17 protein-coding genes and 2 pseudogenes are annotated in these 22381 nt (G+C 39.9%); 10 read left to right on the top strand and 9 right to left on the bottom strand.

Going from position 1 to position 22381, the window contains the following annotated elements; all coding sequences use genetic code 11:
- Positions 1-166 precede the first annotated feature (166 nt).
- Positions 167-1237 (bottom strand): PstS family phosphate ABC transporter substrate-binding protein, encoded by a 1071-nt coding sequence (locus tag UYK_RS0119900; protein WP_009454416.1) that lies wholly within the window; start codon positions 1235-1237, stop codon positions 167-169.
- 463 nt (positions 1238-1700) lie between these two features.
- Between UYK_RS0119900 and UYK_RS26335 the strand changes: the two genes are divergently transcribed.
- From UYK_RS26335 to UYK_RS25650, 7 genes and pseudogenes are all read left to right on the top strand, one after another.
- Positions 1701-1841 carry a hypothetical protein gene (locus tag UYK_RS26335; protein WP_157221842.1) on the top strand — a complete coding sequence of 47 codons (141 nt, stop codon included), beginning with the start codon at positions 1701-1703 and terminating at the stop codon, positions 1839-1841.
- Positions 1842-2100: 259 nt separating this feature from the next.
- A complete protein-coding gene (gene modA / locus UYK_RS0119895; RefSeq protein WP_009454415.1) occupies positions 2101-2913 on the top strand; it encodes a molybdate ABC transporter substrate-binding protein in 813 nt (270 codons plus the stop codon).
- Complete coding sequence (modB, locus tag UYK_RS27685; protein WP_009454413.1) at positions 2913-3650, top strand: molybdate ABC transporter permease subunit; 738 nt, start codon at positions 2913-2915, stop codon at positions 3648-3650. Before modA ends, modB begins: the two co-directional genes overlap by 1 nt.
- Complete coding sequence (locus UYK_RS27680; protein ID WP_009454412.1) at positions 3589-4656, top strand: sulfate/molybdate ABC transporter ATP-binding protein; 1068 nt, start codon at positions 3589-3591, stop codon at positions 4654-4656. The genes modB and UYK_RS27680 overlap by 62 nt, the downstream gene beginning before the upstream one ends.
- Positions 4657-4746: 90 nt before the next feature.
- Positions 4747-5901 carry a substrate-binding domain-containing protein gene (locus UYK_RS0119880; protein ID WP_009454400.1) on the top strand — a complete coding sequence of 385 codons (1155 nt, stop codon included), beginning with the start codon at positions 4747-4749 and terminating at the stop codon, positions 5899-5901.
- Between the two features lie 229 nt (positions 5902-6130).
- A pseudogene (locus tag UYK_RS27410) lies at positions 6131-6275 on the top strand (IS701 family transposase); the annotation flags it as partial.
- Positions 6276-6531: 256 nt separating this feature from the next.
- Positions 6532-6724: pseudogene (locus UYK_RS25650) on the top strand (thiamine pyrophosphate-binding protein); the annotation flags it as partial.
- 38 nt (positions 6725-6762) lie between these two features.
- Here UYK_RS25650 and UYK_RS27825 read toward each other — a convergent pair.
- The 8 genes from UYK_RS27825 to UYK_RS0119835 form a co-directional block, all read right to left on the bottom strand.
- On the bottom strand, positions 6763-7152 hold the full coding sequence (locus UYK_RS27825; RefSeq protein ID WP_009454391.1) for a hypothetical protein: 390 nt from the start codon (positions 7150-7152) through the stop codon (positions 6763-6765).
- An 82-nt stretch (positions 7153-7234) separates the two neighbouring features.
- On the bottom strand, positions 7235-8197 hold the full coding sequence (locus UYK_RS0119865) for a hypothetical protein (protein WP_016872024.1): 963 nt from the start codon (positions 8195-8197) through the stop codon (positions 7235-7237).
- Positions 8198-8275: 78 nt separating this feature from the next.
- A complete protein-coding gene (locus UYK_RS0119860) occupies positions 8276-11329 on the bottom strand; it encodes a DUF1156 domain-containing protein (RefSeq protein WP_016872023.1) in 3054 nt (1017 codons plus the stop codon).
- Positions 11326-11838 carry a hypothetical protein gene (locus UYK_RS0119855; RefSeq protein WP_009454382.1) on the bottom strand — a complete coding sequence of 171 codons (513 nt, stop codon included), beginning with the start codon at positions 11836-11838 and terminating at the stop codon, positions 11326-11328. The genes UYK_RS0119860 and UYK_RS0119855 overlap by 4 nt, the downstream gene beginning before the upstream one ends.
- A 137-nt stretch (positions 11839-11975) precedes the next feature.
- Complete coding sequence (locus UYK_RS0119850) at positions 11976-15440, bottom strand: helicase-related protein (protein ID WP_016872022.1); 3465 nt, start codon at positions 15438-15440, stop codon at positions 11976-11978.
- 363 nt (positions 15441-15803) lie between these two features.
- A complete protein-coding gene (locus UYK_RS27400; protein ID WP_235182360.1) occupies positions 15804-16235 on the bottom strand; it encodes a hypothetical protein in 432 nt (143 codons plus the stop codon).
- Positions 16236-16296: 61 nt separating this feature from the next.
- Entirely contained in the window at positions 16297-17946 is a 1650-nt protein-coding gene (locus UYK_RS0119840) for a purple acid phosphatase family protein (RefSeq protein WP_009454375.1), read from the bottom strand.
- Between the two features lie 184 nt (positions 17947-18130).
- A complete protein-coding gene (locus UYK_RS0119835; protein ID WP_009454373.1) occupies positions 18131-18562 on the bottom strand; it encodes a nucleoside deaminase in 432 nt (143 codons plus the stop codon).
- 17 nt (positions 18563-18579) lie between these two features.
- Between UYK_RS0119835 and UYK_RS0119830 the strand changes: the two genes are divergently transcribed.
- The 3 genes from UYK_RS0119830 to UYK_RS0119820 all read left to right on the top strand — a co-directional run bounded on the left by UYK_RS0119830 (position 18580) and on the right by UYK_RS0119820 (position 22300).
- A complete protein-coding gene (locus UYK_RS0119830; protein WP_009454371.1) occupies positions 18580-19515 on the top strand; it encodes a nucleoside hydrolase in 936 nt (311 codons plus the stop codon).
- Between the two features lie 187 nt (positions 19516-19702).
- Entirely contained in the window at positions 19703-20572 is an 870-nt protein-coding gene (truB, locus tag UYK_RS0119825) for a tRNA pseudouridine(55) synthase TruB (protein ID WP_016872020.1), read from the top strand.
- Between the two features lie 360 nt (positions 20573-20932).
- A complete protein-coding gene (locus UYK_RS0119820) occupies positions 20933-22300 on the top strand; it encodes an AAA-like domain-containing protein (protein WP_016872019.1) in 1368 nt (455 codons plus the stop codon).
- Positions 22301-22381 lie beyond the last annotated feature (81 nt).

The following is a 22381-nucleotide window of genomic DNA, read 5'->3' as shown; positions in this document are numbered from 1 at the left end:
TGTCTTTATAAACTAATAAACAGAGTTAAAAGGCTGGCTAGTTTATTATTTGGACTACAGCATTTAGAAATTATTTGCTAACACTCCACAAGTGATAGCTCACAATAAGAGCCTAAAATAACTGTTTCCCTAGCCTCTGTGCCTCTGTTTTATCAATAAAAAACTCTTATTTTTCTTTTTTGAGTAAATCTTTCAGGGTGACACCCACTGTAGAACCTTGACCTTCAAACACCGAACCTACCTTACCTTTGTTGAAACGCTCTTGAACTTCAGAAATGATGTCCTGAGGTAAAGGTACATAGCCCACTTCTTTGACTAACTTTTGATTTTCTTCAGCTAAATGAAAGTCAACAAATGCCTTGACTTCAGGACGAGTTGCGGCAGATTTTTTGACATAGATAAACTCTGGACGAGATAGAGGCTGGTAGGTACCATCGGCTACTGTTTCTGCGCTGGGAAGAACACAACCTTTACCGTTATCAATAGCAACTAGTTTTAATTTGTCTTTGTTGTTTTCGTAATAAGCAAGCCCAAAGAAGCCAATACCATTAGTATCTGAACTGACACCTTGTACTAAAGTGTTGTCATCTTCACTCGCAGTGTAATCACCCCGACTCTTGCCTTCGGCACCGACAATAGCTTTGGTAAAGAAATCATAGGTACCGGAGTCTGTACCTGCTCCATAAAGCCCTAATCGCTGGTCAGGGAAATCAGGACGAATTTGTCTCCAACTAGTAACTTTGCCCTGGGCTGCTGGTTCCCACATCTTTTTCAGTTCAGCAACTGTGAGACATTTGACAAAATTATTTTGTGGGTTAACTACAACTGACAGACCATCAAAAGCCACTGGTAATTCAATGTATTCAACATTATTTTTTTTACACAGTTCTACTTCTTCGGGCTTAATTGGACGGGAAGCATTGGAAATATCAGTTTCATTATTGCAGAACTTCTTGAAACCGCCACCTGTGCCAGAGCTACCCACAGTGACTTGCACGCCAGGGTTGGCTTTTTGAAACTCTTCTGCCATTGCTTCAGAGATCGGGAAAACTGTACTGGAACCATCTACAGTGACTTTCCCAGATAGATTTGAACCGGCTGCTGTGTTTGCTGCTGGAGTTGCATTACCATTAGCTGCGGGATTTGAGTTGTTGGTAGCCTGATTATCGCCACAAGCACTAATAGCCATTGACAAGACGACTAAAGGGGCAACTAACTGTACTTTTGAAGTGAACATAATAATTTTTGGCTACAAATTCTGAACTTAAGTTACGCTTGAATATTATCATCAAGGGATACTTAGGAAGTTAAGATAAGGTTAAGCAAAATAAATTAACTAACAATAATTTTATTAAGAAATATTGTTCAATTATTAAACTTCAGTGAAATTTTTTGCACATGATAATCTTGGTGCAAATTAAGTTCAAATACAAGCAAACATATCAGTAAAAGCTATTTTTTTAGTTCAACTGATCTTACATGTAGTATCAATGATACTTGAGATATTTAGGTTAAAATTAGGTTAAGCTAAGATTAAAAATAATAATTTTATGGTTTTTTATCCAGTAAACATATAAAGTATCTGAGCAGATCACTTTGCTAAACCGCAAGAGCGACATATCTGTACATCTTTCATTTCATACTCGATGACATTGTCCACAGCATCCATTTGTAGTTGAGAGCAAGTTTGCAATAACTCTTTGAACTTTTGTCGCCCGCGTTGTACTCGTGATTTCATTCCAGACACCGATATAGCTAATTCTTGGGCGATCGCTTGCTCAATATTTAAAAGCGATCCCGTACACCGAGAGCAAGTCGATCAATCGATTGCTAGTAATTAGTTCAAGGTCGTAGTAGTGGTCATCACAGCACTCCTGTGTTGATGTTTACCTACATAGACGGCAGACTTTCAAAAAAGGACGCAAAGTTAGAGAATTTCTATTTTTGCTGCTATGGCAGAGATTTTTATTGTGCAATTTTTATGCAAGTATTTTGTCATAATGTTAGTTATTCCTGCTACAGAATCTCAAACTACATTCGTGTATCAATATCAACTAACAACTTGTTGCACAAGTATTCACTGTTAGTTTCCAAAAACACATGAAAATCAAAAGACGATACTTTGTCTTGTCCAGCCTCATAGCAGTTCTAGTGGCATCGTGGGGATTGCTCCTCAATACAGCACCAGCAACTCAAACGCTAATAGCTCAAAAACCAGTCACACTAACTGTATCTGCGGCGGCTGACCTCAACTATGTGTTTAAAGAAATCGGTGCTTTATGGGAAAAAGAAACAGGAAACAAAGTCACCTTTAACTTTGGTTCTACAGGACAACTAGCGCAACAGATTGAACGAGGCGCACCAGTAGATTTATTTGCGGCTGCTAACAAATCCTTTCTTGAAGACCTTGACAAAAAAGGGTTAATAGTATCTAGTACCAAAACTTTGTATGGCAGGGGACGGATTACTGTCTGGACAAGAGAAGACAGTAAACTTAACCCCAAAGATATTAGAGAGTTAACCAAACCGGAATATAAGAGAGTAGCGATCGCCAATCCGGATCATGCTCCCTACGGTATCGCCGCCAGAGAAGCATTTCAGTCAGTAGGTATCTGGGATGCAATCAAGCCAAAACTGGTACTAGGCGAGAACATCCGCCAAACTCAACAATATGTAGAAACTGGTAACGTTGATGTCGGTATCGTGGCTTTATCTTTAAGCGTCAACAAGCCAGGAAAATGGGAGCTAATTCCGGAAAAGCTACACAAACCCATTGACCAAATGTTGGCTGTAGTCAAAAAGAGCAAGCATCAAACACAAGCTAGACAGTTTGCCCAATTTATTAACGGGCCAAAAGGCAGACCGTTGATGAAGAAATATGGCTTTGTTTTACCTGGGGAGACAGCAAATTAATGGATTGGTTTCCTTATATATTGTCATTGCAAGTCACAGCACTAGCTACAGTTTTTCTGTTAATTATTGGACTGGGACTAGCAATTTTTTTAGCTCGTGTTCGTTTTCCAGGGGAATTAGTCATCTCTACAGTGCTGAACTTACCCTTGGTACTACCTCCTAGCGTCGTTGGTTTTTACCTATTGTTAGCATTAGGTCGTGGTAGTCCGATACGAGAATGGTTCGGTATAGATATTTTATTCACATGGCAAGCAGCTGCGATCGCTAGTGCAATTGTCGCGTTACCTCTAATTGTGGAAGCAGCTAGAGCCGCAATTTTAGATGTCAACCCCGAACTAGAAGCAGCAGCACGCACCCTGGGAGACTCAGAAATCAAGGTATTATGGCGAGTTACCCTACCTTTAGCTCGTTCGGGAATTTTAGCAGGCTTTATTTTAGCAGTCGCCAGAGCTTTAGGTGAATTCGGAGCCACGTTAATGGTTGCAGGGAATATCCCCGAACGTACCCAAACTTTACCCCTGGCTATTTATGATGCTGTGCAGAATCAAGAGTATGGCAAAGCCAACTTGATGGTGCTAGTAATGACCTTTTGGGCATTTCTATTGTTGTTATGGGCGCGTAGCCTGGAACAGCGTCGGCAAAAGCGTTTTACTCAGAAAATAATCAAAACTAAGAATGCAACTGTTAGTAGACATTCACAAACAACTAGCCAGTTATCCCCTAGAAGTGAAATTTAATCTAGAGGGGCGAGTCCTGGGAATATTGGGCGGTTCTGGTTCTGGCAAAAGTATGACTTTACGTTGTATTGCAGGGCTAGAAACTCCTAAGCGGGGTCGCATTGTCGTTAATGGAAGGGTTTTGTTTGATTCATCCAAACGAATTAACCTACCAATTCGCTTACGCCGCGTGGGGATTGTCTTTCAAAACTATGCTTTGTTTCCCCATTTGACAGTCGCCCAAAATATTACCTATGGATTACAAGATTTGTCTAGCGCAGAACGTCAGCACCGTTTGCATGAACAAATTGCCAAATTACAACTTTTTGGATTAGAAAATCGCTATCCCCAGCAACTATCTGGCGGACAACAGCAGCGTGTCGCTTTAGCCAGGGCTTTAGCAGTAGAACCAGAAATCTTATTGTTAGATGAACCTTTTTCGGCTCTGGATACCCACCTGCGACACCACTTGCAAGAACAAATGATTGAGACGTTGAGCAGTTATCAAGGGGTAACGTTATTTGTCACCCATAATTTAGAGGAGGCTTACGAAATTTGTGAACAACTGTTAGTTATGTCCCAAGGGCAAGCGATCGCTTACGATCAAAAACAAGCTATTTTCGAGCGTCCAGCTACTTACACAGTCGCCCAACTAACTGGTTGTAAGAACTTTTCTAAGACAAGAGCAATTTCCCCCACACAAGTAGAAGCTATTGACTGGGGTTGTACTCTCAATGTGATTGAGCCAATTCCTGAATCTTTCGCTTATGTGGGAATCCGCGCCCATCATCTCACCTTTACCAATGACCCCAACACTGAAAATACCTTCTCCTGTTGGTTAGCTCACACACGGGAAACGCCCCACAGAATGACGCTTTATCTCAAGCTACATAACCCGCCAACTCAATCAAACGATTACCATATGCAAGCGGAAGTATTTAAAGAAAAATGGGCAACTATCAAAGACCGTCCTTTCCCCTGGTATGTCAAGTTAGATTCGCTCAGGCTGTTTTTAATGCAGGCATAAGTGTCTTATTTCCTGCCATCCTTTCTAAGTGTTCAATTGAACATAGATATGGCTTAACTCATCAACCATCAATTTTCTGAGAATCAAAACATGAAACAGGAAGTTCTTCGTAATAACTTAAAACAAATCAGAACCCGCTTGGGTATGAACCAACAGGATTTGGCTAACTTGGCTGGCGTTACCCGTCAGACTATTAGTGGCGTAGAGTCAGGACAGTATGCTCCCTCAACTACAATATCCTTGCGTTTGGCGAAAGCTCTTGGCTGTCAAGTAGAAGATTTGTTTTGGCTAGAAGAAGATTTACCAGAAATTGCAGCTGTACCTGCTCAAAATTTACCAATAGGGCAGGACTTGCGAGTAATTTTGGCAAGGGTAGGGGGACAATGGGTGGCACATCCTCTAATTGGTACAGATGCCTTTCGGACTGAGATGATTCCTGCTGATGGTGCGGCAAATCACTTGTCTTTAATGGATACTGTTCTGGTCAAACTTTTAGATGACCCCAAAAAATTGTACAACACCGCAGTTTTGGCTGGTTGCTCTCCTGCACTTTCTCTCTGGGCAAGAGCCGCCGAACGCTGGCATCCAGAATTACGGGTACACCTGACTTTCGCTAACAGTATGACCGCCTTAGAACGCTTATATCGGGGTGAAGTTCACATCGCTGGGATGCACCTATACTGTCCACAAACAAAGGAGCATAATACACCCTTTGTGCATCGTGTATTAAAAGATAAAGCAGCAGTGCTGATTAACCTTGGTGTTTGGGAAGAAGGAATTTTAGTACAACCGGGAAATCCCAAGCGATTAAAAACCATTGCTGACTTAGCACAACCTGGGGTGACGATAGTTAATCGCGAACAGGGTTCTGGTAGCCGGGAGTTACTAGAGAGGAAACTTCAAGAGGAAAAAATATCTTTTACTGCCGTACAAGGATTTGATCAAATCGTCAACGGTCATCAAGATGTTGCATTGGCTGTGGCTACTGGAAAAGCTGATGCAGGCGTGAGTTCGGCATCTATCGCTACTGCCTTTGGACTAGAATTTATCCCCTTACATCAGTCACGATATGACTTAGTAATTCTCAAGCAATATTTGGAAGAAGCACCTGTACAACGATTACTCGGTACTTTGGGACATCGACAGGTGATTTCACAACTGCAAGCACTTGGTGGTTATGATACCAGCTTGACGGGGGAGGTAGTAGCGACAGTAGAGGCTGTTAGTAACGGTAAGCACAATTAGCAAGATACATTTAACTATGGCGCAGGGTACATCGAAATCTGCTATCAAATTTGGGTGTTGCTGAATCAAGATATGAATTTACAATTCACGGGTATGACCAGACGTAGTAGAGACGTAGCATTGCTACGTCTCTACAAAAATGTATGCAAACATAATTCATGACCAAATTCAGCAACGCCAAAATTACTATAGAGACGGATTATGTCGGTACTTGTGTAAAATTCGTTAGAAAATCGAGGAGTTTCACAGATAAATTAAACAATTAACTGGTATCGAATCAAGGCAAGTGGCGTAAAACTAGGCTCCAAAGAAATCATGTTGCTTGTGCAATGTTAGTTTGGGTTAGGTTAAAGAATCTAGCCTATACCACTGGTTAAACTATTTATCAAATTAAGCATAACTGGCTTTAGGAATTTGTTGGTGAATTCCTTAGTGTTCATACCAATTCTATGCAGCGCCCTTAAAAAGTACTTTTGTGCTTTTTGACTAAAAACCCTTAAAAAGTACTTTTGTACTTTTGTGTTAATAGACTTTTTTGGCTGAACGTACAGAAATGTCTGGGAATAACGCTACCGCTCATGGAGTCCGCAATTGCGTTCTTTTGCTTGCTAATGCACAAGTAAGGCTTATGTGGTCAAAATGCTGGAAGATATGGGAATGCAATATGCGTTTGGTTTTTTGGGAGGCGCGATCGCCCCCCAATGGCACGCACTGCAACATAGTTCAATCAAAGTACTTCACTTTCGTCGCGAAAACAGAACTGGGGATCGCTAACGCGTTCACCGAGCTGTTTGCTGCACGGTGGGAAGGTGCGGAGGTAATTATCCCTGAGCAATAACTTTTCCCACGAGTGATTTTCTCTCATTCTGCAACAACCACAATTGAGGAAACGAAATATGCGTAATATGCGTAATGACTTTTTAATTGATACGGAATCGGCGTGTACTGTATCTGACGAAATAGCAGTGAAGACAGCCAACCCAGTTCTGTAGAGAGTGGGGCTGGCTTTGCTGCAAAAAAGGTTGATACAGACAGCGTAGCTAAAACACGGAAGCTCTTGGATAGGGCAATAGTATTAGCCTGGAAGGCTGTGAAGTCAAACCGCAGACCACCAGCGCTTCGCTGCATCTGGTCGCAAGAGTTTGGCACAGTGGGCTGCACAGAGAGCCAGAGATGAAGCAGGTCACGACCGACTCGCCTTGCTTGATATCCAGTCGATGGGATATGACGCTGAGGCTGTCGTAAAAGCACTCGTTCCTCCTGCTGTAATATTAATCTTCAGTAATTTTTTTATCTGGTAGCATATCCATCATATAAAAATAAAATTCAAATTTTAGGGATCTTCGTGTATATCAGTTTCAACATCATTATTCAGACCTAATTCAGCAAGCGCAACTTTAGTTTCCTCAACCGTTTGCTGGGTAATTTTTCCCTCAACTAAAAATTCCACTTTTAATGCTAATTTTAAGTTTTTATTAGTAGCAAACTTGGTAAGCACCTTTGTGTAAAAGTTCATCCATTTTTGCGGTGTAATTGCACCACTCCATCTTAATAATTGTGGTGATGGAACTGGGGTTATAGTCTCAGGTTCATCTGTTGGTTCTAGTTCATCTTTGAGCTGATTAATATTATTGCTAACATAAGATGTAGGATTCTCTCCCACAGTGTTTGTAATAGGTGTAGAACCACTATTAGTATTAGCTTGTGTGTAAGCTCCAACTTGCCATGCTTGGGGTACAGCAACACTTGCAGCTAAAGCTTTTTGGTAAGCTTCTGCTGTTTCTTGTGTAATGATGAACATATCCTCAGAAATTTCTACATCCGCAGCATTAAATGTGCATTGGTAGTGGAATGGTTCATAACCATTGCTGCTTTTGCCAACATAGGCTAAAGTTCCATCTTTGACACCGCGTGCGATCGCATCTTTTACAGCGTCACCATTCAGCAATACACCAGTCCAGTTGTTAGCAGTGGGACCGCCTTTGGCTAGATGATAAAGTAAGGTGAGAGCATGAGTTTTACCTCCACCGAACTGGGTAGACAAGTTAAACACAGCAGAAGTTTCTGTTTTTTCACCGGAGAGACGACGAACAACTTGGGCAGAAAATTCAGTTAAATATTTGGTGATATAGGTACGATTAAAAAATTGTTCTGGATCTTGGTAGTAGGCAGGTGCAGTTTTATCTCGTACTTTGTCAAGATGGACAGCAAATTCGGAAGCATCTAAGGGTTTACCTTCCCTTAAGTCTTCGCGGGGTGTCAAGCCGTCAATTTTGTACCAAGGTTTAATTGCCATAAGTGATTCACCTGCTAGAGTATGCCGAATTTTCCAGTATTTGTTTCCAACTGCCACCAGTGGTTAAAGCTGTTGTCATTAGAAACCCAATCCCTTTTTGCGAGCTAATACCCCATCTACCCAGCGTTTTTCATCTGTACCAGTGGGGTACAATCCGGATAGGGATTGAGCAAGTCCCCAAAAGCGTTGGTCATTTCCTGCGCCTTCTTCAAGAAGGAAGCGTTTCAGGGCTTCGCTACGTCCGGCTGCAAATAAAATCATGCTTTGGTGAATGCGGTCTAATGTAGTATTCCCTAGTTGGGGTACTGTTTTTTCACCCCAGTCTGTATCCTCTTCTGTTTCAGGGATACCCATGACTGCAAATAAGTTGAGTTGTTCAACTTCTTTCTTTTTGCCTTTTTTACCTTTGGTTTTGCTGGGTGCTTGGGACTCTTCTTTACCAAATAAATATTGTGTGCGTTCGGATACAGGTAAAAGTCTAGCTGTACTGCCTTTGACTTCTACTAAGCGGGTAAGTTGTTCTAAGTGTGCGCCTAGTCCTTGGGCTATTTTCCGGGCTGCGTCAAATTCTAGGGTGTAACCGCCGGTTTTACTGGTTTTGCTGCTGGTTTCGTCGTCTTCGTCGTCGGGTTCTGATTCGCTGGTGTTGTTGTTGTCAATGTTACCTGTGGAAAGTGTCCATAACCACATGGCGGTGATGCGGGCATCTTCTTCAAAGCTGGTAGTATCTGCATTTGAAAAAATCATACTCAGAGCTTCTTTTGATACTGCTGCCCAAACGTATTCTAAGTATTCTTTGAGGGTGACAAGTTCGCCAGAGGCTTTTTCAACGCTGGAGTAGCGGGAGAAGATTTCTAAGGCGGGGCCAAGACAGGCGAAGATGGCATCTGCACCAACTACGCCTTCTGATGCAAGGCGTGGCATCCATTCATGTATGCGTTGGGGGAGTTCTTGAAGTACATCGCGCCAGTCGCCGATGTCGTTAGTATTGCGGGGACGGCAGACTATGTGAACTGATGAAGCGAGGGCGGCTGAGTTCATGGCGCGTAAACGAGAACCCATTTCTGTATCTATTGCCCATGAACCTGTAATTGTCCATCCAGCATCTATCATTGCTTGTAGTTGTGCTTCCCAGCCTGATGTTGATTTATGGGCAAAGACGATAACACTAATTCCATTCTCTGACAGAATGCGTTTACCTTCTGCCATTGCTTGCGCCATTGTTTGTTCAAAGTATTGGCGGTCTTTACCTTTAATTTCATCAACTATACATTCATCTTTTTTAGGTGTTAATTTTTCAATAAAGGAAATGCCGACAGATAGCGGTAATGTTCGTTTCAGCCACACATAAAAAAAGTCTGATAAGTCCGAATAAGGTATCGCATCATAATATGGTGGGTCTGTAATGAAACCTTGTGCTGATTCATTAGGAAGAGAATGGTAATTAGCAGAAAATTGCTCAGTTTGTCCGCTTGTAGCAATGATACTAAAAGCTCTAATCACTTCGAGCATCGTTGTTAAAGTCACATAGTAGTTACCTGCGGCATCAGCAAATATATTCGGTTCTGCAAAATCCCACATCATTGAAATAGCTTGACGAGTAAAAGCGTGGCGAACCTGAGTCTTTGTGTTTTCCCACATACATAAAGAATTGCAAATATCACTCAATCGGCTCACTCCCATCCCCAGTATTGTTTGTGCCGCTATTGCGAATCCTGAATCATTATCATTAGCCAGTTTGTTGCCTACTTCTTGTACTAATCTAGCCAATGTCGTTAAAGCTAAATTTTGACGATGAGTAAATAAATCATGAAACTTATCCATCCCATAATTTCGCTGAGAAAATGCCCTACCTGCTCCACTTCCACCACCTTTAGGAGTAGGTTCATCAGGAATTAAACTTAAATTTCCTGTATGTTGATTAACTCTCTTTTTTAATTCAATACTTGCATTTTTAACAGCTTCTAAATCTTGTTCATTGGGTAAACGATAAAATCTTCCTTGTTGACTTGTTCTAGTCGTCACCACACAAAATAAACGTGCATCATTAGCACCACCTTGACGGGCTTTTAATTGTATTCTCACAGATGCCACAGGAGTAGTATAACCACAACAAGGACAAGTGGCAGAACCTCTTTTAACAGTGCCATCAAAACTAGGATTTTTTACTTCTATTTCTGGGTTATCTGCAACTACCCATTTATTTTTATGCTTTTCAATAATTTCAAAATCTACCCGCTTTTCTTCCGGTTTTGGAATTATCCTTAAACCAATATTGCGATTACTTTTTTTACACAAATATAAAGACCGCATTAACGGCACTTCCGCACCACATCCTGGACCTTCACAAATAATAGTCCTCGCCCATAAATAAGCAATTGGTGTACTACCATCCGGGTCTTTAGGATAAAATTGGGCTAATTCTTTTTCTGCTTCTTCTTTTACCCACTGTCCCCATTTTCGCACTTCATCCGCTAAAGTTTGCCCATATTTAGGAATATATTCCAACACAACTTTATTTAACAACACTGCTACCGGATTTATATCAGAAGCAAAAGCATCCGCACCTACTCGTAATGCTTCCAAGGGAATAGCACCACCACCAGCAAAAGGGTCAACAACTAAGGGTTTTGTTCCTGGTATTCCTCCTAAAGCTTCGTGTGCAGCTTGAGTTAAATTCCGACTGGTTTCTAAATAATCAGTTTGTGTAGAATTATCCCAATTTGCAAAATCAGCAATAAAATCTAGGAGGCTATTTCTTAATATATTCCAGTGTTGAGGATTATGAGAATTTAACTGATTTTCTGGTTTAGCTAAAACTTGCCATTTATTCCAAATTTCAGTAGAACAATTTTTAGAGAAATCACTATTTATAGCTATAGCTTTTTTAGCAAAATTATTAATATATTCCGTAGCTAAATCTCGAAAAGACTGGGGACAATTTTCATCAACAGGGTCAGGCCATAAAGCCGCACAAATAACAGCACGACAAGCGGCTAAAGGTCGTCTAGCCCACCAAATATGTAATGTGGAAATATGCCCATGTTTGATTGATTTCTCCCGTCGTGCGTGAGCAGAAATGCGTTTAATGGGTAGGTCAACTTCGATTAGGCGTTTGGGGTATTGAGTCATTTTAAACAAGCTTCTTTAAGTTGATTTACAAGAGAAGATATCTCGTTTTCGGGTAAATTTTTAACATAATCTCTAGACACCTCAGTAACTAATGCTAATTCTTCAACAGAAAGCTTTTGTGCTAATTTTTCAAACCATTGATGGTGGTCTATATCAACTAAGCAAGAAAACTGAAAATCATCCAAGTCTAGCTGATATTCTTTTTGAATATAAGTTTTAACCGCCTGATTATTAAATAGTTCTTTCTCAGGAGCTAATTTCCCTGGAAGAGTGAAAATATTCTGTTTTGGAATAGCTTTTTGATCCGCATCCAATACACCAACTACTTTAATTTCGGTATCATTTAAAGCTCTAACTGTATTTTTTACTCCTGCGGGGTATATTCCAACCGTACTTAAAAAGTTAGAATCCACACGCCGAATAATTTCAGTAAGAATAGCTTTAGCTATAGATTTAGTTTTTTCATCTTCTACGAAAATTACTAAAGCTTTTGAATGTCCATCTGACATTCTCTATAACAGTATTTGTATGACAACGAAATCCTTGAACGTGCATCTTAACTAAAACATTACCAAAGTTATTATAAAGATTTGCTTCTTGAAATTTTGATTTTAAATCGTTACATTTGTCTACATTAGTCTTTGGTTTACTCATGATTTCCTCCTAAAATTTTTTCGGACCCAACGTGATAATGCTCAATTTTAATTAACGGTTCCCACCCCAACCGCACAGGGTCTTGAATAGTGTGAACTTCTGGTGATGAATCACAATTAAATACCACATATAACCAGTAATCACCCTTTAATCTTTCTGCTGTTTTATATTCATTTGTTGTTAACGCTACTTCACCAATACTTGCCCGTCCTTTAACTTCAATAAACCTCACTGCACTAGCTTTGAGTGGGTCGCCAGAATCAATTTCACGGGATATTAAATCAAATCCGCGATTCTCTTTTTCTACACTGACAACTTGCCATCCTCTAGCTGTTTCATATTCTATAACTGCTTGAATTGCTATTTTTTCAATCTCATCATCAGATACCATCGCTGCAATTTCTGGGGAACTTCTTTCAGGATGGGGTAATACCCAAGCACGTCCATGATGACGAATATCAGTAATTGCACAACTGGCTTCTTGCTGCAATTCTTCCCGTCGCTGATCTAACCTCCCATTTAATTCAAATAATCGGTCTTCTAACTGCTTAATGCGACCATCCAACCCTTGTTCTTTAGAACCAGATTCTTTGAGTTGAAATAATTCTGCATATTGAATCTGGACTTTATCAATAATCACATTCAGACTAATTTCCATGTGGTTAGAAATTGTCTCTACTTCCTTCTGTCGCTGAGTGCGAATTTCTGTTAAAAAGCTATTTAATTCTTGTTCTATTAATGCTTGTTCAGCTTGTTCTCGACTAGGTAAATTAGTATCATCTGGTAAATTATTAACTAAGTTCCCATTGTCCATACCTTCCCCATTTTGGACATTGGACTCTACACCCTTAGCAGGTACTAAATCTAAAAATAAAGTTGGTTGGCGCACAGTCATTGTCCCATCTAAATCTGTCTGCACCACATATAAACGTTCATGGAGTTTTCTACCTCGTCCATCTGCGATCGCAGCCGAGAAAACATCTAACCTAGCTGGTGTCTCACGATGTAAATCAAAAAACACCGCACCCCGCCGCAAGTCTTCCTGTACCTGTGCTGAAACTTCATCCCGCACACATTCAAATAAGGGATGTCCTGGTGTCACCCATTCCAATGTCGGGTCATCTGTCAAGATATTTTTATCAAACGTAATCTTTTTATACTCCCGTCCCAACTTACCAAAGCGATTTTCTAACCTATCTCCCGTTCCCCATAAAGTCCGAGGAACACGCCCAATTCTGTATATTTTCTTACCCTTGGCTGTTTCCTTGGGATGAATCCCCGCTATATGTGCTGCTTGCACAAAGAAATCATGGATAACTTCAGGTACTAATCTCCGTTCCTTAGCTTCAGCAGATTTACCAATAATTTGTGATAAATTTAATTCCCGTTTAGCAAGTCCTTCTAAAGCTGAATCACTAATTTTACGGAAACGTTCTGTATCTACCTGTTCCACAATCCGATTGAGAATTACAGACTCAGTGAGGTTATGAGCATACATATCCCGCATCATCCGTTCTAACTGATTAGCAGGGAAAATATCACCAAGTACGTTAAATACTTTACCCGTTCTCTCTGGGTCTAAATCTATTTCAATAGCACGAATCCGCTCAAAAAGTTTCCATAATACTTTACCTTCGCTAGTATTAATGGCTACAAAGTTAAAGATTAGACAATCCTTATCCTGTCCATAGCGGTGAATCCGTCCCATACGCTGCTCTAACCGCACTGGATTCCAGGGAATGTCATAATTAATCATGAACCAACAGAATTGTAAATTAATACCTTCCCCTGCTGCTTCTGTGGCTACTAAAACTTGACAATCTTCTCTAAATTCGCGTTCTGAATATATACGAGTATTGGGAGTATCTCTATCACCAATTTTCATTCCTCCATGAATTTGCGTAACAGATAATCCCCATTCTTTTAATTTTCCTACCAAGTAATCTAAAGTATCTTTATGCTCAGTAAAAATGAGCATTTTCATTTTTGGATCTTTAAATATGCCTTCTTGAATAATTACTTCTTTCAGCTTGACTAACTTAGATTCAACTTCCCGTTTTTCTAAAATTAATGCTTGGGTAATTAATTCATTTAGTTGCAAAATTTCTTTTTTCAAAGCAATGGGGTCAACAGAAGCAACTACACCTTCTAAATCACCGATAATTTTTTGCTGTTCTGTTTCAGTTAAATCATCAAAATCTTCTGGTAGCTTCTTATTAATTTGCTCTTGACGATAGGCTTCAGGGTCTTCTAAAATCCTCTGGCGTTTATCGCGCATCCGCTCTAAACTACGCCGTACAGCATAAATACTAGAAGCAAAGCGACGCTGTAGCATTGCCATTGTAAAACCTAAAGCCCTACCTCTTGCTGTATCATCAGTTGAAGCTTTAATTGATTGCTCTTCTACGTAATCAGTTAGTGCATTATAAAATTCCAATTCTTCTGCATCAATTTGAAATTCAATAGTTTCAACTTTGCGATTAGTGAATAATTTTTTAACAATACCCGTTTCTTCAGGAAAGGTGACAAGGGCTTCTTTAGTACGACGCAGGTAGAAAGGAGCATTATTCCGTAGCATTGCTTCTTCTAAACTGCTGACATCACCATAAACATCTCGGTCTAATAGTTCTAGGAACAGACAAAAGTTTTTCGGATCGCCTTTATGGGGCGTGGCTGTCATTAACAAATAGTGGTCGGTAATTTTTGAAAGTTCTTCACCCAGTTTATAAGCTAAGGTTTTGTTATCTGAACTGTAGGCACTCATTTTATGTGCCTCATCCACAATAATTAAGTCCCAGTTACTTCTTAATAAACTATCTTTTGCATCTTCAATACGAGAAACCCAAGATACTGAAGTAACAACTTGATTTTTTTCTTGCCAGGGATTAGAACCATAGTTAGCTCGTAGGATATCCCCACGTACAACTTCAAATTCCTCTCGAAATTTATCTTTCAGTTCTCGCTGCCATTGAAATGTAAGGTTAGCAGGGGTAATAATGAGTGTGCGTTTAACTAATCCTCTAACTTTAAGTTCTTTGAGTAGCAGCCCAGCCATAATAGTTTTTCCAGCACCGGGGTCATCTGCAAGTAAAAACCGGATGCGTGGTTGTTTGAGGAAATAGTCATAAACTGCTTCTAATTGGTGGGGTAAGGGGTCTACTCTGGCGATCGCCAGAGCAAAATAAGGATCATATTCGTAGGCGAACCCTAAGCGTAAGGCTTCCACACCTAGACGAAAGTGCTGTGCATTACCATCAAAAGGCTCTTTATCTGGTGTCGATGCTAACAAATCCAACTGTGAAGCACTAAGTATTGGTTCGTGAACCTGATTAGTATTGAGTCCTTTACCAATGAGTTTTACTGAAGCACCCATTGGAATAACTACCAGCACTTGTACAGGCTCAGGAAGGATGGAACCACGAACAATCACATTTGGCTTCAGTTGGTCAATTTTCATGTTGTTACAGTGACCTCAAGCTTTAGGCTAACTTTTGAAAGTAAGTTTGCGAGTTGTTAATCATCGCAGATTATTGATAGTTATTATAAATACATCCTATATAATGTAGCTATTGACAATCTAATATAATAATCGTATTGTTTCTTGCTCAAAACCTTGGTAATATTACTTAATAAGATTTAATTGATTATATATAAAGAATAATTTCAAGAAAAAACTCTATATGGTTTTTATTAAAAATAAAAATTTATATGTCATTAAGTAAAAATGTGGTTTTTAAGGCATAGAGATAAAAGTATATACAACAACTTATGACTGACTATTCTCAGCTCTTCTAAGTAAATATATGTAATTTATGGTTATTTAATTAACGGGATGGTACAGATTCAACTGAGAGTTATATTGCCACCCCAGCCTACCTGGATCTCTCGACCTACACCATCTCAGAAAATCTTCTGGGCTGCTAGTTGTTCGCTCCTTAGTTAAAGTAGCTGTATCCACTCCCAATCGTCGTGCTAGATTTTCCTCACTCATAGACTGAAGCTGTGATTGAAGGTGCGAATCATCAAAATATGGGGAATATTGCTTTCTAGTTGACCTTTTACTGTTTTGAAAGTTTTGGAAGCGCACAAATGCTGATTCTAGTTGTGTCAGCCTGTTAGAAATCATTTCTAACCTCTGCTCTAAATCGCTGGGAGATTTTGCAATCACACTGCTATCAAAATCACCATTGCCAAAGCGCGATTCCAGGCTATCCATCCTCTGTAATAGCTGCTTGAGGATTTCATATGACAACTCACTTCATCTTGTCTCATAAATAAATTTATTTCTTGGCGGACGAAAGAAGAAGCAAAAATTATTGATTTAGTTTAAATTCATCAAACTTAATTACCTCTCCATCTAGCTTGCGCGTATCAAAACGATAGCTACTCACCGTTCCCGTACCTGTATCGAAGATACTAAACACTGTTATGTCATTACTGGCAATGTAAGGCATGGGTTGACCATCTTCATCTAAAATAGGTGCAATTGTAGGTGTGAGTGGTACTAACCCATAAGGATCACCACTTGCTACATAATCCTGACTTTCCCAAGGTGGTAAATTCTTACGTTTTGTTTTACCGTACGCAGCGCCATAAGAGTTACCAACGTTGGAAGTTTCTAAAAAGTGCATCCCCGATGGACTGCAAAAGCGGTTCCATAAATGAGAATGACCAAAAAATACTAATTGCACCTCAGCTGCTTCTAATAATGGCAGCACATCACGAATAATGTAGTCTGCTTGTTTGGGGTACTCATAACGTACTGCTTGAATATTGCCAGTTTCATCCTGTTCAATCATTTGTACTGGATCAGTATAGGCAGGGATAATGTTATCACCTAGAGTATGAGGCGGATGATGCAGCATCACGATTTTATACTTGGCTTTTTTAAATTCAGGGCTGTTGAGTTCTTGCACTAACCAGTTGTACTGTTGACTTCCTTGAGCAATTGGTTCGTATATATGCTGACCATAACCCCACTCTTGGGGATTGTTTAATTCTGTTTCTGGTTCACCGTATTTTCCCTTATATTTACCTTCATTAGTGGTATAGCGCCACATATTGGTAGCATAAAGCACTACCAAACGCACATCACCAAAGGTAGTGGCATAGTAGGTTTTTCCGCCTTCTGAACTCTGCGGTAAAGTAAATATCTCTTCGTATGTATCAGTATTAAAAGAATTCTCTTTGAGGGATTGCTCCCCGTATAATTTGAGCGCTGCTGCACGGGGAATAGTATCGTTAAACTCTTCGTTCAAACTGCCTTTTTGAGCATAACGCCCCATGATTTCATGATTACCAATGCAGGTAAACATGGGTGCATGTTGAATAATTTGCCCGCCAGTGTAGCTTGTTTTTATACCGTTATGTTCTATTTCATATTTAGCACGACCTTGTAAACAGGGGAAAAATGCACCACCCCGATTATCATCAAACCATTCACTGGCGCGATCGGGAATATTCGCTAAATCACCAGCAAACCAAACTGCATCTACTCGTCCAACTGTTTCTACAACTTTTTGTAAATTTGCCGCAACCATCGGTTTGATTTGGTGATCGGAGGTAAGGAGAATTTTTAGTGGGGTGTTGGGTGTAGGTGTAGGTGCAAGAGTAAACACTTCACTACTGACACTTTGGTTATCTTCCCGTACACTTGTAATTTGATAAGGAATCCTTGTATTGGGAATTAAACCAGTTATTTCAGCTTCATGTCTCCAAATATGACGGTAAACAGGGTTTTGATAAATTTGTCCGTCTTGAGTTTGACTTCCTACTCTTGATTGTTGATCTTCACGAGTACGGCTAAGTTTGGTTGTTGTGGCTAATACTTTTATGGCTAAGTTTTCACCATAGGAAACCAAATGTTTGTTACCAGCAAACTCGGTAAACCACACGACTCTGACTGAATTTGGAGTTGGGAGTTGCAGAAATGGATCGGTAAGCAATTGGGGTGGTGAAGTCATACAGATTTTGGATCGGGGATTTTTACTTACAATCAATTATTAACCTGGGAAAAATCATATTTGAAAATCGACCACCGATGCACACAGATGCACACAGATGCACGCAGATAGATTCGCTAATTGCTGATTGGGGATTGGGAGTTATTAATTGAGATCAAGTATTAATTGTTTCATCATTGATCTTTCATTTACCAATATCTTCGTTCCACAGTTCGGGATTTTGTTGAATAAATTCACTCATCATTTTTTCGCATTCTTCTAAGTCTAAATCAACGACTTCGACGCCGCGAGATACCATAAATTCTTTTGCACCGGGGAATGTTCTGGATTCTGCGGCTACAACTTTTTTTATGCCAAATTGTACTACCGCACCGGCACACAAATAGCATGGCATTAAGGTTGAATAGAGTGTTGTACCTTGGTAATTGCCAATTCTACCTGCGTTACGCAGACAATCAATTTCGGCGTGGGTGACAGGATCGTTGTCTTGGACGCGCTTGTTATGTCCTCTGCCTACAATTTTGCCATCTTTGACAAGCACAGAACCAATGGGGATTCCACCTTCTTGTCTACCTTGTTTTGCTTCGTCAATGGCGGCTTTCATAAACTCATCCATTTATTTATTCTCCTGTTATGGCTAAACAACTTGTATTAATGGATCACGATGGCGGTGTAGATGACTACTTAGCAACTATGTTGTTGATGACTATGGATCATATCCAACTTCTAGGTGTTGTTGTCACTCCTGCTGATTGTTATGTACAACCTGCTGTTAGCGCTACGCGGAAAATCCTGGATTTGATGGGTGGTACTCATATTCCCGTCGCAGAAAGCACTGTACGCGGTATCAATCCTTTCCCCTATCTCTATCGCCGTGATTCTTTTGTGGTAGATCATCTGCCAATTCTTAATCAAAGCGATCGCATTATTACACCTCTAGTTGCCGAACCTGGTCAGGATTTTATGGTAAAAGTGTTGCAACAAGCACCAGAACCTGTGACGCTAATGGTAACTGGCCCATTAACGACGATCGCAACAGCCTTGGACAAAGCACCAGATATTGAAGCCAAAATTCAAAAAATTGTCTGGATGGGAGGAGCGCTAAATGTCCCTGGTAATGTGGAAAAAAATTGGGAACCAGGACAAGATGGTTCCGCAGAATGGAATGTGTATTGGGATCCTGTTTCCGCTGCACGGGTATGGCAAACTCAGATTGAAATTATTATGTGTCCTTTAGATTTGACTAATAATGTACCTGTGACATCTGAGATCCTACGAAAAATCGCACAACAACGCCACTATCCCATCTCCGATTTAGCTGGACAATGTTATGCACTGGTAATTCCCCAAGATTATTATTTTTGGGACGTACTAGCAACAGCTTATTTAGGTCGCCCAGAATTATATCAACTCCGGGAATGGGAAACTGAAATTGTTACTTCTGGTCTTAGCCAGGGACGTACAAAGATAGTATCTGGAGGTCGCAAAATTTACGCGATGGATAAGGTGGATAAAGAGGCTTTTTACGCTTATATTTTGCAACAATGGGCTAGATTTGTTAATGGTTAGTAGTTGGTAGTTGGTAGTTAGTAGTTAGTGGTTGGTATTTTTCACTTTCCCCTTTCTCCTTTACCTTGTCCCAATCCCCGTTGTCCCTAATCCCCACCAGGGGTCGGTGAGTTCCCCGATCCGATTTCAAGCTATATTTATCAACCAAAAAATTTCATAATTCATCATTCATAATTCATAATTCATCGTGTTTGGTTTTCTCAATCTCAACAAACCATTTGGTTGGACTTCTCACGACTGTGTGGCGAAGACGCGAAAACTTTTGCGCCTCAAGCGAGTCGGACATGCTGGTACTCTCGACCCAGCAGCAACGGGTGTGTTACCAATTGCACTTGGTAAAGCTACGCGTTTGTTACAGTATCTTCCTGGTGAAAAAGCTTATCAAGCAACGATCAGGCTTGGTGTACGTACGACAACTGATGATTTACAAGGAGAAATAATTGCAGAAAAATCAGTGACAAATGTAACTTTAGAAACGGTAAAAACTGCACTCCAAAAATTTCAAGGCAAAATAGAACAAATTCCACCGAGTTACAGCGCCATACAAGTAGACGGAAAGCGTTTATACGATTTAGCGCGTAAGGGTGAAATGGTGGAAGCGCCAGTACGAATAGTGGAAGTATTCAAGATAAAGATTTTAGACTGGCGAGAGGGGGAATTTCCGGAGGTGGATGTTGCGATCGCCTGTGGTACGGGAACATATATTAGAGCGATCGCTCGTGATTTAGGTACAGTATTAGGAACTGGCGGTACTCTCGCGGCTTTGCAACGTACTGCTAGCAGTGGGTTTCAATTAGCAGATAGTCTGACTTTTACAGATTTAGAAGCACAATTGCAAGCCAGAACTTTTCAACCCCTTCCCCCCGATGTAGCTTTGCAGCATTTACCTTGTGTCAGTTTAAGCGCACCAGCAGATCAAAAATGGTGTCAAGGTCAGAAGATCACTTTTGAAAATAATTCTTCACAAATATTGCGAGTTTACGCAGAAGATGAACGCTTTTTGGGGATTGGACAAACAAAAGATGGTGTTTTGACTCCTCTGCTTGTTTTGGTTTGATCATTCGTATCTAGCTAAATTAAACTTTACAAAATATCCCAGTTTTACACATATCTTGGCTGATACCCTGGAAGTCTCTAAATGATATTGTAGGAACAGACTGTGGTTAATTAGATCCTATATTGTTGAACTTGTTTATTTCTCTACATAAGAAAATACGGTTGTGTGTACAAGTGTCAGAGAAAGCAAGAGAAAACAATGGTAAACCAGCATAGATAAGAAATCGCGATCGCAGATTTACTTTGAAATGGATGTTTGAGTGGTTTATTAAACACAGTACTTTTGATTTTGTCAGTTTTCAAAAGTAGGTCGTTTATTAAAACTCGAATAATAATCCTATATATCTATTCAGGATGAAGAATGAACTGGGAAGAAGGGTTAGAAATTTTAGATGGAGTTGTCTTTAACAAAATTAACAGACACTTGAAAGATGTAGAAATAATTATCCTTCAAGGCTCATGGCAAGGACTAAGTTATGATGAAATTGCCACCAATGAAGGTTATGCAGCCAAATATCTCCGGCAGGATGTAGGTTTCAAACTGTGGAAGTTACTTTCAGAAGCATTAGGAGAAGAGGTTAGTAAAACTAATTTTCGTGCAGCGATCGAGCGTTATAACTTTAGGAATATCAATATTCTGCCAGCAGCAGTGCATCATGATAGTTACAGTACCATAAAAAATGAATTTACGCTAGAATACCCAGAAGGTTTAGTGCCACTGAATTCTGCATTTTATATACAGCGATTCTCCACAGGAGACGCTACGCGAACGCCAATAGAAGAACGTTGTTATGAAACGATTCTCCAAGCAGGTTCTTTAATTCGGATTAAAGCTCCAAAACAAATGGGTAAAACATCTCTGCTTGAGAGAATTATTGCTCATTCAAATCAGAGAGGTTACTATACAGTACGTTTAAACTTGTTGCAAGCAGAAGCAACAATTTTTAGTAATTTGGATAAATTTTTGCGCTGTTTTTGTGCTTATGTTAGTCACAAATTGAAATTAACTACTTCATTCAATGAATCTTGGGATGAGTATAGGGGTAGCATTATTAATTGCACTACATATTTTGAAGATAATATTCTATATCAAATCAACAATAATTTAGTTTTAGCATTAGATGAAGTAGATAGAGTTTTTCAATATCCTGACATTTCTCAAGGTTTTTTTGCCATGTTACGTAGTTGGCATGAAGAAGCGAAAACGGTAGAAATTTGGGAAAAATTACGATTAGCTGTAGTACATTCCACTGAAAACTATGGGTCATTGGATATAAATCAATCACCATTTAATGTTGGGTTAGTAGTTGAATTGACGGAGTTTGCTCCAGAACAAATAGAAGACTTAGCCCAGCGTCATAAACTTGATTACAATCCAACCCAAGTACAGCAATTAATGTCTATGTTTGGAGGACATCCATATTTAATTAGATTAGCACTTTATCACCTCGCAGTTGGGGATATAAGATTGGAAAATTTATTAAAAACTGCTCCCACAAATGCCGGAATTTATGAAGAACATTTACGGCGATTTTTGCATATTTTTCAAGTCAATCCCACCTTAGCCAAGGTATTTATGCAAGTAGTGACGGCAACAGAACCAGTTGATATAGAAACAATACAAGCGTATCAGTTATATAGTATGGGATTAGTTAAGAGAGTTGGTGATAAATTAGTCCCACGCTGTCAGTTATATCAACAATATTTTCGGGAACACTTGAAGATATAGTATTTGATTGCTGGCTGGTAGATTGATACCGAGTTGCATTCATAGATATTACCTCACCCCGCCTTTGGCACCCCTCTCCTT

The organism is Fischerella thermalis PCC 7521 (assembly GCF_000317225.1).
GTDB lineage: Bacteria > Cyanobacteriota > Cyanobacteriia > Cyanobacteriales > Nostocaceae > Fischerella > Fischerella thermalis.
This window is presented reverse-complemented; position numbering and strand designations above follow the sequence as displayed.

What these genes read in the sequence shown, in the direction of transcription:
- UYK_RS0119900 (WP_009454416.1), bottom strand. Translation starts at nt 1,237, where the DNA reads ATGTTCACTTCAAAAGTACAGTTAGTTGCCCCTTTAGTCGTCTTGTCA.
- modA (WP_009454415.1), top strand. Translation starts at nt 2,101, where the DNA reads ATGAAAATCAAAAGACGATACTTTGTCTTGTCCAGCCTCATAGCAGTT.
- modB (WP_009454413.1), top strand. Translation starts at nt 2,913, where the DNA reads ATGGATTGGTTTCCTTATATATTGTCATTGCAAGTCACAGCACTAGCT.
- UYK_RS27680 (WP_009454412.1), top strand. Translation starts at nt 3,589, where the DNA reads ATGCAACTGTTAGTAGACATTCACAAACAACTAGCCAGTTATCCCCTA.
- UYK_RS0119880 (WP_009454400.1), top strand. Translation starts at nt 4,747, where the DNA reads ATGAAACAGGAAGTTCTTCGTAATAACTTAAAACAAATCAGAACCCGC.
- UYK_RS0119865 (WP_016872024.1), bottom strand. Translation starts at nt 8,197, where the DNA reads ATGGCAATTAAACCTTGGTACAAAATTGACGGCTTGACACCCCGCGAA.
- UYK_RS0119860 (WP_016872023.1), bottom strand. Translation starts at nt 11,329, where the DNA reads ATGACTCAATACCCCAAACGCCTAATCGAAGTTGACCTACCCATTAAA.
- UYK_RS0119855 (WP_009454382.1), bottom strand. Translation starts at nt 11,838, where the DNA reads ATGTCAGATGGACATTCAAAAGCTTTAGTAATTTTCGTAGAAGATGAA.
- UYK_RS0119850 (WP_016872022.1), bottom strand. Translation starts at nt 15,440, where the DNA reads ATGAAAATTGACCAACTGAAGCCAAATGTGATTGTTCGTGGTTCCATC.
- UYK_RS0119840 (WP_009454375.1), bottom strand. Translation starts at nt 17,946, where the DNA reads ATGACTTCACCACCCCAATTGCTTACCGATCCATTTCTGCAACTCCCA.
- UYK_RS0119835 (WP_009454373.1), bottom strand. Translation starts at nt 18,562, where the DNA reads ATGGATGAGTTTATGAAAGCCGCCATTGACGAAGCAAAACAAGGTAGA.
- UYK_RS0119830 (WP_009454371.1), top strand. Translation starts at nt 18,580, where the DNA reads ATGGCTAAACAACTTGTATTAATGGATCACGATGGCGGTGTAGATGAC.
- UYK_RS0119820 (WP_016872019.1), top strand. Translation starts at nt 20,933, where the DNA reads ATGAACTGGGAAGAAGGGTTAGAAATTTTAGATGGAGTTGTCTTTAAC.